The sequence below is a fragment of the Pseudoalteromonas sp. SWYJ118 genome, assembly GCF_015864505.1.
GTDB lineage: Bacteria > Pseudomonadota > Gammaproteobacteria > Enterobacterales > Alteromonadaceae > Pseudoalteromonas > Pseudoalteromonas arctica.
This window is the reverse complement of the sequence record NZ_JADYXC010000004.1, coordinates 193528-207928: the sequence shown is the minus strand read 5'-3', so window position 1 is coordinate 207928 and position 14401 is coordinate 193528. Positions and strand designations below refer to the sequence as shown.

The 14401-nt window shown below is 37.4% G+C and carries 8 protein-coding genes; 6 read left to right on the top strand and 2 right to left on the bottom strand.

Annotated features, from left to right (window positions below):
• Positions 1–109: 109 nt before the first annotated feature.
• Positions 110–1690 carry a cellulose biosynthesis protein BcsG gene (gene bcsG, locus I6F48_RS06920; protein WP_197119126.1) on the bottom strand — a complete coding sequence of 527 codons (1581 nt, stop codon included), beginning with the start codon at positions 1688–1690 and terminating at the stop codon, positions 110–112.
• A gap of 169 nt (positions 1691–1859) precedes the next feature.
• Entirely contained in the window at positions 1860–3482 is a 1623-nt protein-coding gene (gene bcsE, locus I6F48_RS06915) for a cellulose biosynthesis protein BcsE (protein ID WP_197119125.1), read from the bottom strand.
• 114 nt (positions 3483–3596) lie between these two features.
• Between bcsE and bcsR the strand changes: the two genes are divergently transcribed.
• From bcsR to I6F48_RS06885, 6 genes are read left to right on the top strand one after another with little or no spacing between them, the layout of a single operon-like run.
• A complete protein-coding gene (gene bcsR / locus I6F48_RS06910) occupies positions 3597–3776 on the top strand; it encodes a BcsR/BcsP family cellulose biosynthesis protein (protein WP_165729048.1) in 180 nt (59 codons plus the stop codon).
• Positions 3777–3808: 32 nt separating this feature from the next.
• A complete protein-coding gene (gene bcsQ, locus I6F48_RS06905) occupies positions 3809–4525 on the top strand; it encodes a cellulose biosynthesis protein BcsQ (RefSeq protein ID WP_197119124.1) in 717 nt (238 codons plus the stop codon).
• 1 nt (position 4526) lies between these two features.
• Positions 4527–7196, top strand: coding sequence for a UDP-forming cellulose synthase catalytic subunit (gene bcsA, locus I6F48_RS06900; protein ID WP_197119123.1), 2670 nt, complete (start codon positions 4527–4529; stop codon positions 7194–7196).
• A complete protein-coding gene (gene bcsB / locus I6F48_RS06895; RefSeq protein ID WP_197119122.1) occupies positions 7189–9435 on the top strand; it encodes a cellulose biosynthesis cyclic di-GMP-binding regulatory protein BcsB in 2247 nt (748 codons plus the stop codon). The genes bcsA and bcsB overlap by 8 nt, the downstream gene beginning before the upstream one ends.
• Entirely contained in the window at positions 9435–10565 is a 1131-nt protein-coding gene (gene bcsZ, locus I6F48_RS06890) for a cellulose synthase complex periplasmic endoglucanase BcsZ (RefSeq protein ID WP_197119121.1), read from the top strand. The genes bcsB and bcsZ overlap by 1 nt, the downstream gene beginning before the upstream one ends.
• Complete coding sequence (locus tag I6F48_RS06885; RefSeq protein WP_197119120.1) at positions 10556–14374, top strand: cellulose synthase subunit BcsC-related outer membrane protein; 3819 nt, start codon at positions 10556–10558, stop codon at positions 14372–14374. The genes bcsZ and I6F48_RS06885 overlap by 10 nt, the downstream gene beginning before the upstream one ends.
• Positions 14375–14401: the final 27 nt, after the last annotated feature.

Sequence of the window (14401 nt, the reverse complement as noted above, 5' to 3'; positions counted from 1 at the left end):
ACGAAATAGCTTTTAGAGCCAAAGGGTGGGATGTAATTAAACGAAGAAAAACAGCACTGATATTTATATTTAACTATACCAGTGCTGTTTATTAAATCTTATTATGAGACTACTTACCTTGTGGGTAAGCTGACCAATCACCGCCATCTAACTGTATAAATGGTCGTTGATTAACATACATCATTATAGTGCCTTCATTTTCAGCCACTTTAGGCGCTATAGGTAAGTTTTCGAGTAAATTAGCAACACTGTTATTGCCACCAAACACATCAGTTTGCAGCGTCTTACTTACTAGCTCCGAAAGCGCAAAGTAACTTGTAGAATTATTAACAACAATTTGCGAGTAATTTTGCACGTCTGGGCCTATAAATTTAATCGCAACAGGTACAGACACAATAGCAGGGCTCGGAATTTCACGTAAACCTGCAAATTGTACTTTATCACCTTTTAAATTAGCGCCATGCTCAGGCACTATCATCAACATAACGTTGCGACCACGCTTTTCTAATTTTTTTACAAACTGGTTAATATCAGCAAACAAGTTTTTATGCCTGATTGGGTATGTATCTTTACTATTCACCCTTGGTTGATTCTCTAGCTGATTACCGTCATGTAAACTTGTGGTGTTGTAGTACATAGCACACGGCTTACAATCATCAGCTTGCTCTAACCAACCATCCAGCACAGCTTCATCTGAGTAAATAGGGCTATTATCAAATCCTCGAAGTGCCACTGGCATTGAATCAATATTAAATGGTGTGCTATCTAGGCCACCGTACTTATTAATTAAGCCTTTAAACTCATCAAAATGTCCGTCGTGATTCATCACAACATTGTTTTGATAACCTAGTTTTTCTAGGTTTTTAAATAAGTGACATTGTTCAGGTGCCTCTTTAAATAATGCGGTTTGGCTAGTTTGCCCACAACTAGCACGCAGTAGCCTTACCGCAGCTGGTCCGCTGTATGATGTAGCCGAGTTAAAGTCTGAAAACACCACATCAAAGTCTTTATACATATCAGTAACACTTACACCAATGGCATTTAAATCAGCAACAGCCATTGAGCATATGTTCAAAATAATTACATCAAACAGTTCACCATTTACCTGGCTTGGAAAGTGACTCATTAATAAGCTTTGTTGTTGATAAAAATCAGCTAATTTTTGATCAGGAGATTGCGCTGCCTGAGTGATCACTTGTGTTTGAGTATTATTTTGGCTTTGTGTAGCAGCGACAGGATTAGCCACATTATTAACGAATTGTGATTGAGAGCTATCGCCTTGCCATCCTACAACTAACAGCCCAACAATAGTGACTGTTGTAAAGCGTATCCATTGCGATGTGTACCAAAAACATACACTAATTACGAACAAAGCCAATACCATATCAGTATTAATAACACGGGTTAATAACTCAATAAAATAACCAAAACTAAAATCTTGAACGTTACCCGCTTGTTTAGTCAACCTGTTTATTGGTGGCAACCATGAGTCTTGATAAAGTAATACGACTGCAACGACTCCACCCAATAGGTGTTTTGCTTTTTCTATTAATGGCTGTTTAAATTTAATCGCAAGCAATGCAGCAAAGGCCGCATTACTAAGTACGTTAAAATCAATTGCACCGTAATAAAACAGAGCAAATTTAACTAAAAAATAAAGGTTCCAAACCCCTAAACCTGATAATTTCACTGCTTATCCTTTTTTACTGTATTTGGTGTATAAGGCTCTAGTACTTCATGTTTAAAAGTAAGCTTATAATAATATTTTGTTATTTGAGATAAAATGTATTTGCCTAGTACACAAAGCACCGCGCCAAGCAGCATTGCAAAAAACACGGTAATTAAGAGCTGATTCATACTCATAAGTTATCTCTTAATTTCATTATAAAGGGCTTAGCATCTGGACGACTTTTGCTAGAGAATTCTGGCGTTTTAATGTTTTCAGTAATACTGTTTGCTATATCAGGTGCAAATTTATAGCTATCATTCTCAGCAAGTTTTTGTGAGAAATCTACAACACTCTTACCTTTATAAAAACGCCTTAATTGCTTACATTCTTGTTGAATGTAAAAGTGATCAGAAATTACATTTTGCTGCACAAAAAAATCACTCGTTTTTAATTTAAACAAATGCTTAATTGCATTATCAACGTCATTCTCTCTACAAGCATGCAAATATAAATAAACTGTATTATCTGCAATACTAAATACATCACCTTCGCGCTTAATATGAAATAAATGCAAAGGGTGAATAGGGTCTATTCTTGGCAGTAGTTCAAGCTTCACTAGCACACCACTCACACCTAGATTAACGGCTGAGTCACTATGAATTTCTACTTGTTTTGTAAACTCAATGAAAGGTAAATACCCCTTTGAAAAGGTATTTTCAGTGTATTTTAACACATCTTCAACAGAGGGAGGTAAAGGTCTTGAAAACTGAAAACCTTGAATAGATTGAACTTGTGAGAGCAACCGAGAAGGCTCTGAAAAACTATATAAAATAAGGTTTACACCCAAGGTTAAAAATAAGCATTCATCTTGATGACGAATTACACCGTCTACATTTTGAATAACAAGTTTTAACCAGCGTCCACAGTTTTTTCTAAGCTCAAAACACTGCTTACCTAATAACGCTAAATCGGTATAACGCGTTACTGCAAAAATTAATGTAGCTGCCTCTACCTTTGGGCCTTTATTAAATAAGTCATTATTATCTTTCACACTTTTATAGTGCATCGGTAGTTTAGTACCTTCGGGCACCGCACCTTGCACTAGCCATACATCATCTTCATCAGAAAAATCTGAACTTTTAGCCGTTTTACTCTCGCTTATTATTCCCTTTTGAACAACAAACTGGTTTTTACTTAGCAATAACTGATAATGTTCACCAGCGATAACACCGGTACTATGACGCCAGTAGTCATATTCAAGTACTCGCACCGCAGCATCGTTATCAACAAAAACTAGTCCATCAAATACATTGTTTAATCGTCTAACTAAAAAACGATAATTAGCAATATCAGGTCCAGATATTAAGAGTAATAATGTAGCACCCGTCTTTTGAGTGAAATCTCTATACTCTTTCATCATCAGCTCTAAGCTTTTTTCGCTAGCACTGTTTAGCTGTGTTGTACTAAAGTGAACAAAAACAAGTGCCGTGTTTAGACGTTTATAAGCACTGATTTCTTTTATAATAGCTGAATTAATTTTCTCAATTGAATAATGCTGTGTTTGTGGGGCCAACGAAAAAGGGTGAACTCGATTATGTTTATAAGCATAGTTTAACGGTGCAGAAAAAGAAGAATCAAAAAATGACTCAATCTCTTGGGAAACTATATATATATCATTAGCCAAGCTTTGGTTAATTGAATGTAACGCCAATTCGATTGAAAAATTGTCTAAAGGGGCTAAAACAGCGTAACTTGAAGCCCATTTTAACTCTTTTGCAGCAGGCTCTAATCCCGTTATGTTAAAGTTATGCATTTAAAACGCCCTATAAAAAATACTTTTTTACTAGTTTTAACCGTTATTCTATATATAATAGCCAAATATTGTCCACATTTAATCAAAATAATTAACGTAACTGTTAAGGTAAAGATGAACAACTTAACATCTAAAAACTCACAAACGTTAACATCAAGCGACATAGAAAACCTTGCACTGCGTTTTGGTGGTAAAAGTGATGACTACATAGAAATTGTAAACAAGCAGCAAAATAATAATACAATTAATAAGTACGCATTACTTAAAGAAATAAACAACGAACTAAACATGTAAGCTAGTTCAATTAACAATAGGTAAAACATCAGTTGCAAAGAGTTTTCATTAAAGGTGTCAAAGGCGGTTTAGGCAGTACCTCTGTGGTTGCAAACCTAGCGTGCGTACTAAAAAAATCTGACGTTGATGTTATTGCAATCGATCTAGATGCAAAAAGTGACTTAGGTTTACATTTTGGTTTGCCATGGAAATACACCAAAGGCTGGAGTAATGAAGCAAGCTTTGAAGATGCAATTGCGCATTTTCACCAAGATAACGATGGCATTGTATTTTTACCATTTGGTGATAGTGATGACACGAGCACCAATAGCATCACTAAAATGGTCGATAAATGCAAAAACCTAAATTATAGTGACGAAGCTTGGGTGCTTTTTGACTGCCCTTCACATATTAGTATTTCTCATTATCCGTTAGAAAAAAAAGATATTGTTATTGAACTGGTAAATTGTGATGCTATTTGTCACAGCTTAATTTATAGGCGCCTACAAACACTCAAAAATTCAGATACCGACTGGAAGCATTACTTTTTAGTTAACCGATATAACTCTGCATCTACGCTAGAATTTGACTTGTTTTCTCTATGGCAATCAACGCTTCCGCTTATGGCTCCTTTTTTTATTAACAGTGACGAAGTTATTAAAGAGTCAACCGCATACAGAAATGTAGCGCTTAACTGCGCGCCATATAGTGTCGCAAATGATGACTTTGAAACGCTAGCTGGTTGGCTAGTTAGTAAAGTAGCCTTATAAAATGAGTATTACATTATTTTATCAGCGCCCTATCCACTGTACTTTATACTTGCTGCTGAGCATTTTATTTACTGATAAGTTAGTTCGGTACATATTATTTAAGTTTCACAGCTACTTTAATCAACATAAAGTAAATGTAATTGAAGCTTTCTTAATGCCTTTTATTACACTTTTAAGCTCGCTATTTATAAACATTAAACAGCATAAAATCAGCTTTGAGTTTACCCTTTATGACTACTACCCTCATTTAAGGTTGCCTTATCGAACCTATATTTACTCAAATATATTACGCTTTGTTATCCAAAGTATTTTTTTAGTATTTTTTAAAAACCAGCTTAAACCGAGTTCTGTAAAAGAAGATGCGGTTAATTATTTTTATGATGGCGTTAGTTACCTTTTAAGGCAATTACGTTGGTTTGATTTAAAGTTAGGTAAACTATTAAAGCGCCTACTATCAAAAAACAAAAAAGGTCCTAAAAAGAGTGCTTTTAAAGCGATGGCTGATGCACGTGTATGGCAAAATAAATTAGTTAAATACGTCATCCTCGCGTTTATTTTATTTTTATTAGCAATATTCATTACAATTCCTTTTAGCTTGGAAGCTCAAGCCGTTTTTATAAGTTTTATTTTATTAGTTGCGTATGCACTTAAGCGAGTAAAAGGCCAAATGGCAACCATTGTCATGATCACCTTGTCAGTAACTACGTCTTCTCGTTATTTATGGTGGCGTTACACTGAAACTTTAAACTGGGATGACCCGCTTGCACTTGCGCTAGGTGGGGGCTTATTACTTGCTGAAACGTATGCCTGGCTTGTGCTTATTTTAGGTTTTTTTCAAACAATTAATCCACTTGAACGAAAACCAGTTCCTTTGCCTAAAGACACTGACTTGTGGCCAACAGTTGATGTATATATTCCAACTTATAACGAGCCGTTAAGCGTTGTAAGGCCCACTACGCTCGCGGCTTTAAGTATCGATTGGCCAGCCGATAAACTAAATGTTTACATATTAGATGATGGTAAGCGCTCAGAGTTTAAAGATTTTGCAGCCGAAATTGGAGTGGGTTATTTAGCGCGTTCGGATAACAATCATGCTAAAGCCGGTAATATGAATAGCGCTATGCGCTATACCGATGGCGAATATATCGCAATTTTTGACTGTGACCACGTTCCTGCTCGCTCATTTTTACAAATGACAATGGGGCAGTTTTTAAAAGACAGTAAAGTGTGTTTAGTGCAAACACCGCATCACTTTTTCTCAGCCGATCCATTTGAGCGAAACCTTAATAACCACAGCCAAATTCCTAACGAAAATATGTTGTTTTATGGATTGATTCAAGATGGTAACGACATGTGGGATGCAACCTTCTTTTGTGGTTCTTGCGCCGTATTAAAACGAGAAGCGCTTGATAATATTGGTGGTTTTGCATTTGAAACAGTAACTGAGGATGCACATACGGCTCTTCGTATGCAACGCGCTGGTTATAAAACAGCTTATATAAACATTCCACAAGCCGCAGGCCTTGCTACCGACAGTTTATCAGCGCATATAGGTCAACGTATCCGCTGGGCGCGTGGTATGGCGCAAATATTTAGACTTGATAATCCGTTAATGGGTAAAGGTTTAAGTATTCCTCAACGATTATGTTATATAAATGCAATGCTGCATTTCCTATCGGGTATTCCTCGTATTGTATTTTTAACCGCTCCTTTAGCGTTGATATATTTTAATGCCTACATAATTTATGCCCCTTTTATCGCTATTTTTATCTATGTGGTACCGACACTAATTCAAATAAAAGCAACTAACTCACGCATTCAAGGTAAATACCGTTACTCCTTCTGGGGTGAAGTGTATGAGTCAGTACTTGCTTGGTACATATTAAAACCAACAACCGTTGCTTTATTTAATCCTAATAAGGGTAAATTTAACGTAACCGAAAAAGGCGGTTTAAATGATGAAGAGCATTACGACTGGGGTATTTCTAAACCGTATTTAATTCTCTTACTTATTAATTTACTAGGCATAATAGTCGGTATATTACGTCTGTTTTTAGGTGACTCAAGCCAGATTGGCGTACTGATAATAAGTATGGGTTGGGCTTTTTATAATATTATTATTTTAGGCGCTGCGGTTGCGGTTGCTGCCGAAGCACGCCAAGTTAGGCACTCGCATCGTATCAAAGCAAACTTCCCTGCCGGCGTTCGTTTAGCAAATGGTCATACTTTAAAAGTAAAAATAACGGATTATTCAGATAACGGTGTAGGTATAGAGACTGAACACGCACATTTATGCCGCGTTAACGATAAAATTGAATTATTAATGAGTCGCGGTAACAAGCAATTTTCGTTTACAACTTATGTATGTAATACCCGTAAAAAACAAATTGGCCTTACACTTAAAGATTTATCGCTAGAAAAACAAAGAGCTTTTATACAATGTACTTTTTCAAGAGCAGATGCATGGCTAGATTGGCAAAATAACTTTAGACATGACCGTCCATCGTATAGCTTTAAAGAAGTGCAAAAAACAAGTTTACGGGGCTTTAGTAATTTACTATTTCATGCTCCAAGAGCGTTACAACCAATAATTAAGTTTATGACTAATACCGTCATTTACATAAATTCATTTACTCCAAAAAAACCGATAGTGCATAATAATTATGATTAAAAAGTTACTTAATACATTTCTAACATTGTTGCTTATTAGTAGCGCATATCAAGTGCTCGCTATCGAGCCTATGCACGACAAAACTATGTTTGTAAATGGCTACCCTGAGAGCGCTCAGGTTTCTAGTTTACGTCTTAGCTTTGAAAAGTTAGGGTTTAACGACTATAAACTCGACGGCGTGAATAATAATTCTCGAGTCGATTTCACAAATAGAATTGATAAATTAAGCACTAATCTAAAGCTTAACTTTTCGTACACCAACTCACCTTCATTGCTGGCTAATGTATCGCATTTAAAAGTTTATTTTAACGATAACTTAGTTACTGTTTTACCTATTAATGAGCAATTAAGTATTGTAAAAAATACGGTAAGTCATAGCCTAGACCTAAATGCTAAATACATTCAAGACTACAACCAAATTCGCTTTGAACTAGTTGGCTACTACGACTTACGATGCCAAGATTACTTTAGCCGCTCAATTTGGACTGAAATAAACAAATCAAGCCATATCACGCTTGATCAAAAACAGTTAGCAATTGATAGCCGCCTTGAATATTTACCAGAACCATTTTTTGATGCTAAAGATTACAACAAATTAAACTTACCTTTTGTATTTGCAAGCACACCTAATACACAAGCAATAGAAGCTGCAGCCACTTTATCTAGTTGGTTTGGCGCACAAGCTGACTGGCGTGGCGCTAACTTTCCAGTAGTTTTAAATAAAGCACCAGAGCAGCACAGTGTGGTGTTTATTACTAATGACTCAAAACCTGATTTTTTAAAAGATTATCCAGATGTTGAAAAGCCAACCGTCGAGCTAATTTCAAGCCCTATTCACAGATACAATAAAATGCTGTTAATTTTGGGGCGTGACGAAAAAGACTTAAAAACAGCGGTCACTGGTCTTGTATTTGGTCATAAAATTATGACTGGCCGAAGTGCAAGCATCGAGGCTATTAACAAACTCCCACTGCGTAAAGCTTATGATGCGCCGAGATGGCTAAGAAACGATCGTCCCGTGCACTTTGACGAGCTTATTGACTACCCAACTCAGTTACAAGCTGAGGGTCTTAACAACGGCCCTATAAAATTAAATGTTCGTTTTGCACCTGATTTATTTACTTGGCGTGAAAAAGGTATTCCTATTACTTTGCAATACCGTAATACGCCAGAGAGCGAAACATTAAATTCACGTTTAAACATGCTAATAAACCAAGAATTTATAAGTGGTTTTTTACTTGATAAAAAAGACACATCGTTAACTACCGCTAAAACGTTGCTTCCTTTAATTGCTAATACAGACACAACGCAAAGCGCTGAAGACTTTTCATTAGACGGTATTAATCTTGCCAGCCGAAATGAGTTAAATTTTGACTTTAGATTTGCAGTACTTAAAAAAGGCGAATGTGCCATTGCTCCACCTGGTGGCGAATACGGAGTAATTGATGGAAACTCTAACATTGATGTAAGTGGGTTTGATCATTACATGGCTTTACCTGATTTAAATGTATTTGCAAACAGCGGATTCCCATTTACAAAATACGCAGACTTACAACAAACTTTAGTATTGATAGATGAAGTTCCATCACCTAAAGCACTATCTGTATTGTTTAATTTAACAGGCCACTTTGGTGCTATTACAGGCTACCCAGCTCATAGAATAAGTGTTGCTCATTTAAATGAAGATGCCAACTTAGATGATAAAGACATCTTAGTAATCGCAAAACCTAATAGCATTGCTAATAACTTAGATGAAGATGCGCAAACTAATATCCTGCTTGATAATAATCAGCGCGCTATAAAACAAGCCATATACAACGGTGCTTACGATGAGCAGACAACAGATAAAGTCCAAGTAAGTATAAAAAGTAGTGGTGATATGGCCGTTATTACTGGCTTTCAATCACCGTTTGATTCAGAGCGTTCAATTGTATCGCTTAGTGCAACATCACAAAAAGCCTTTACTCTACTAGATGATGCGTTAATGAGTTCAGAAGCTCTTGCGCAAATTAAAGGCAGTGCTGCGGTCATAAATTCTCAAGGCATTAAGACAATTAAAACTGATGAACAATATTTTGTTGGTCACATTCCTGTGCATACCCTAATTTGGTTCCATTTATCGGATCACCCATTTGTACTGGCACTATTGTCTATTTTAACACTACTGCTGATCTCATTTATTATATGGCGATTATTACAAGCATTAACATACAAGCGCTTAGCTGAAGGAGATAAGTAATGAAGTCACTCATTAATGTATTTTTTACCGTGATTGCATTATTTACCTTTAATGCCAATGCACAAATAGAGCAATGCCAACCATGGGATGCATGGCAAACGTTTAAAAGTAACTTTATAAGCCAAGATGGTCGCGTTATTGATTTGGGGAGTGAGCAAAAAATCACAACCTCTGAAGGCCAATCTTATGCCTTATTTTTTGCTGTCGTAGCAAACGATAAAGCAATGTTTGACCTAGTCCTGGATTGGACGCAAGAACATTTATCTGAGGGTGATTTAAGCACTCGTTTACCGGCATGGCAATGGGGTGTTAATAATCAAAATGTTGGCGGGATTTTAGATTCAAATCCAGCGTCTGATTCTGACCTATGGATAGCGTACAGCTTATCGCAAGCTGCTATTCTTTGGGATGACCGCCGCTACAGCATATTAGCCGCCGTACTTGCACAGCGAATCATGCGTGAAGAAACTGCCTATATTTCGGGTCTAGGTTTATCATTGCTACCCGCTCCTACCGGTTTTGAATTTGATAATGAACGTTTTAAATTAAACCCGAGTTACTCACCGTTATTTATTTATCAGCAGTTTAAAAAGCTTTATCCACACTCGCCTTGGCATCAATTGCACGAAGGGTCAGCAAAGTTAATTTTAGATACAGCAAAGCAAGGTGTTAGCCCTGACTGGGTAATGTATGATGCAAATAACGGTTTTTACTACGATAAAAAAACGAGCGACTTGGGCAGTTACAACGCTATTAGAGTATATTTATGGGCAAGCATGATGGCAGACAACGCACCTTATAAAAAAGAGCTATTAGCGCAATTTAATCCTTTTATAGAAACAATTAATAAACGTGGTTACGTGCCTTTAAATACCTTTGCTAAGTCAGGAAAATCTGAAAAAAGAGGCCCGCTAGGCTTTAACTCAGCTCTATTACCTTTACTAGCGACTAATAACGATAACTCTACAGTAATGGCAATTCAGCAAAAACTAATGATTGATAAATCATTTACCCAAACTCGTTACTACGACAGCGTACTTAACTTGTTTGGTGCAAGTGCTTTAAATAAACGTTTTTCAATTACAGCAGATGGGACGCTACAACCGGTATGGAGCACTGAATGCCGTTAAGGTTTGCCCTAGCTTGCACATTAGCGCTTAGTTCTGGATTAAGCGCTAACACAGTCAACGATATTGATACACAATCTGTTGATTGGTTACTAAGCCAAATAGGTATTGGTGAAGCACAGCAAAATAATAAACTAGTTGAAGATAGCTTACGAAAGTTAGTTGCTATTGCTCCTGCCCGCATAGAAACACAGTGTGCGGTAGCACGTTATGATTTTGCTAATGGCGAATCGGCGAAAGCCAACCAGTTATTAAGTAAAATAGATAATGGGCTTACCAAGCAGGCTCCGTGCGTTGAAAAGCTAAAAGTACTTTCTCGTACTGAAGGCAAAGACAAATCTTCAATTCAACAAGCTAGATTACTCGCTCGTGCCGGTCGTTATGAACAAGCTCGCGAAATCTATAATCAAATTTTTAAAAACGTCTACCCTACATTAGATTACGAGCTTGAGCATTTAAGCTGGTACGGACAAGACAGCGACCAATGGGAAAGTGTTAAGAAAGGCTACGATAAATTAGCTCAAAACTATCCAAGTATTGCGCAGGTAGAAGTCGCTTATGCACGCCACCTACTTAGGCGTAATCTTACAGATAAAAAAGCGATTAATATTTTAAGTAAATATGGCGCGGGCCCTACTTTTATAAATGAAGTTGAATACATTTGGCTTAGCGCTTTGTCAGAAATGCCTTTAACGAATGATACAGTTAAGCAGTATCAGCGCTATTTCACGCTTTATCCATTTAGTAGCAAAGGCGAATTACAATACCAAGATTTTCTAAAAGATTATAAAAAACGCCAAACACTGCTTGCCGACCCTGCTTATCAACAGTGGGTAAGAGGCGATAGATTACTTGAGAAAAATAAACTTGCCTCCGCAGAACCTCTACTTTTAAAAGCTTTAAGAGGCCGCCCGCAAGACGGCGCTATAATGCGAAGCCTTGGCACACTCTATTTACGCCTTGGTGAAAACCAAAAGTCGTATCAATATTTTACTCTTGCACAAAAGTACACAACTGAGTTCGCTGAACGTGAAACACTACAAGAATTAGCAAAAACAGCTAAGCTTTGGCTTTATATACGCGAAGCTAAAAATGCTATTAATAATAAAGAATTTAAAACGGCTAAGCTTAAGCTTGATTTAGCAGCCACCTTAGAACAAGAAACTAATACAGTAATATATAACAAAGGTTTATTACAATTTGCTCAAGGGCAATATTCACAAGCAGCTCTTACTTATCAAATTGTTTTAAAAAGTGTTCCACTTAATAACACCGCTTTAATTGGCCTGCTTGAAATAGCTGAATTAGAGCAAAATGAACAAGCCTTAACCTCTTTTTATAACAGCTTATCGTTTAATCAAAAGAAACTAATTAAAGAATCTTATTCTGTCTCTTTAAGCAGTCAGTACCGCGCAAAGGCAAATACGTTTGCACAGTCAGGCGATTTAGAGCAAGCCGAAAAAGTATTAAAAGACGCTATTGAAATAGCGCCAGAACAGCCTTGGTTATACTACGATTTAGCCTTTATATACCAACAAAAGGGGCTGACAGAAGAGGCCCGCGCTTTATTTAATAATGTGCTGTGGCAATTCCCGTTGAACCCTCAGATTCGTTACAGCCACGCGCTTTTTTTACGCTCCCTTGATGACTATCAAGGTGCTATTAAAACCTTGCAGTACATTCCATTTAAATCCAGAGATAAAGATATTATTGCGCTTGAACAACAGCTGCAACTTAATGAGTCTTTAACACAAAGTGAGCGCCACCTTGACGCTAAAGATAAAGCCACTGCGATTTATCATTTAAGTAACTTAGAAGCACAGAGCTTAACACCTGCTATGCAGGCTGAGTTATCACGAAGCTGGTATAGAATCGACGAAAAAAAGCACGCTATAAAACTTATAAACAAAGCACTGAAAGCTGAGCCTTCGCTTTCTGCTTATTGGCATACACTTTATGGTGAATGGCTTTTAGATCAGGGCGATGAGAGTAAAACGAAGCAATGGTTTGAAAAGTACGTTCTACCAGAGAGCGCCACTGAAAACGAAACAACTCAATATGTACAGCTACAAAATAGCTATATTACTCAGTATTACAATGGTAGTGATTTAATTGCTAAGCTTAACCAGCTGGATCAAAAATATAAAAATACTCCTGCAACAACTACAGCCCTTATTAATGCAAACTTAGTACTTGAACAGCGCGAAGCGGCTGTTATTTTGTATCAACAAAAAGTACAAAATAAACAAACCATAGAGCCTCAAGCACTACTCGCTATTGCTAATACATATCTAGAACTTGGGGACGACTTTCAAGCAAAAGAAGTAACGCAAAAAGCGATAACGCAAACCACGTCGCAAGAAGGTTATTTACAACGCCAAATCATGTCATCTCTTAATGAGTTTAATTACTCAGGGGATGCACTTTACTTAGCTAAGCAACTTGTTGAAAAGTCACCCAACGATCAAGAACTACGTTATTTAGGCGCTCAAGTAGCCAGCAAATTCAACGAAACCGAACAAGCACAATCTTGGTACGCGCAAACCCTATTTCCTAATCGTACATTAAATGAAAAAGAGCTTTACGGAGCGCTTTCAAAAATAGATGAAAACGATGAATGGTATGTAAACGGTGCTAAAAGAGAGCTAATAAACGAGCAAAACAAAAACCAAGCCTACATTGCTATTGGTGTTAACTTTAGTGGGCAAACAAGCACCGAAAGCGAAGCAACACTGGGTGCGGGCTTAGTCCCGATTGAAGCTTACTTTCCGCTTTGGCAAGGCCAAGGGTTTATTAAAGTAGACCCGACTACTATTAGCGCACAAACAACGCGCTTTGATGAGCAATTTGCTGGCAGCCGCTATGGACAAGGCGCACTGTGTATTTTTACCTGTTCAATCGATGAAGTGACACCACAGGAAAGTGGTGTAGATGTAGGTATTGGTTGGCAAAACGAAAACTGGCGTGTAGATGTAGGTACAACTCCACTTGGCTTTTTAATTGAAGACATTGTATGGGGTGTAAATTACGCAGACAGTTTTGCCGACTTTGGATACAGCCTAGAACTTGAAAAACGCCCAGTTACAAGCTCGGTACTTTCTTATGCAGGTCTTAAAGATGTAAAAACAGGTGAAGTTTGGGGTGGTGTACGCTCTACAGGCCTAACGGCTAACGTATCACACGACTTAGGCGGAAAATGGGGTTTTTGGTCAAGCGCCGACTTTACCCTATATAAAGGCCAAAATGTAAAAGACAACCAACGCTATCGAATGATGGGCGGTACTTATTACCGTGTAATTAGCAATCAAGAGCGTGAATTCACCGCAGGCGCTAGCTTATTACATTGGGCATACAAGTATAATTTAAGTGAAGAAACATGGGGCCATGGTGGTTATTACAGCCCACAAAACTATGTAGGTTTATCTGTGCCACTCACTTATGACGCGCGTTGGGGCGATGATTTTGTTTATCGATTAAAAACCGGTGTTTCGTACTCGCAAACAAAAACTCAATCTATTGATTTCTTCCCTAATGATGGCGATTTGCAAATAGCTGCATATGATAGAGAGTCAATAACAGGTGTTGATCCTGTATTTGAAGGTGAAACAAGTTCTGGTGTTTCATATAATCTTGAAGGTAGTTTTGAGTATAGAATAACGCCGAATTGGTTCTTTGGTGGTTACTTAGCCATCGATCGTTCTGACTTTTACGAACCAAATTTTGGTCAGCTTTATATACGTTACTACTTTAATCCTGTGTACGGAACACTTGAGTTTCCAGGCACCCCTATTGTTCCTTATGCTGAGTTTTAACTTGGCATAAGGTGATACACCGCGAAC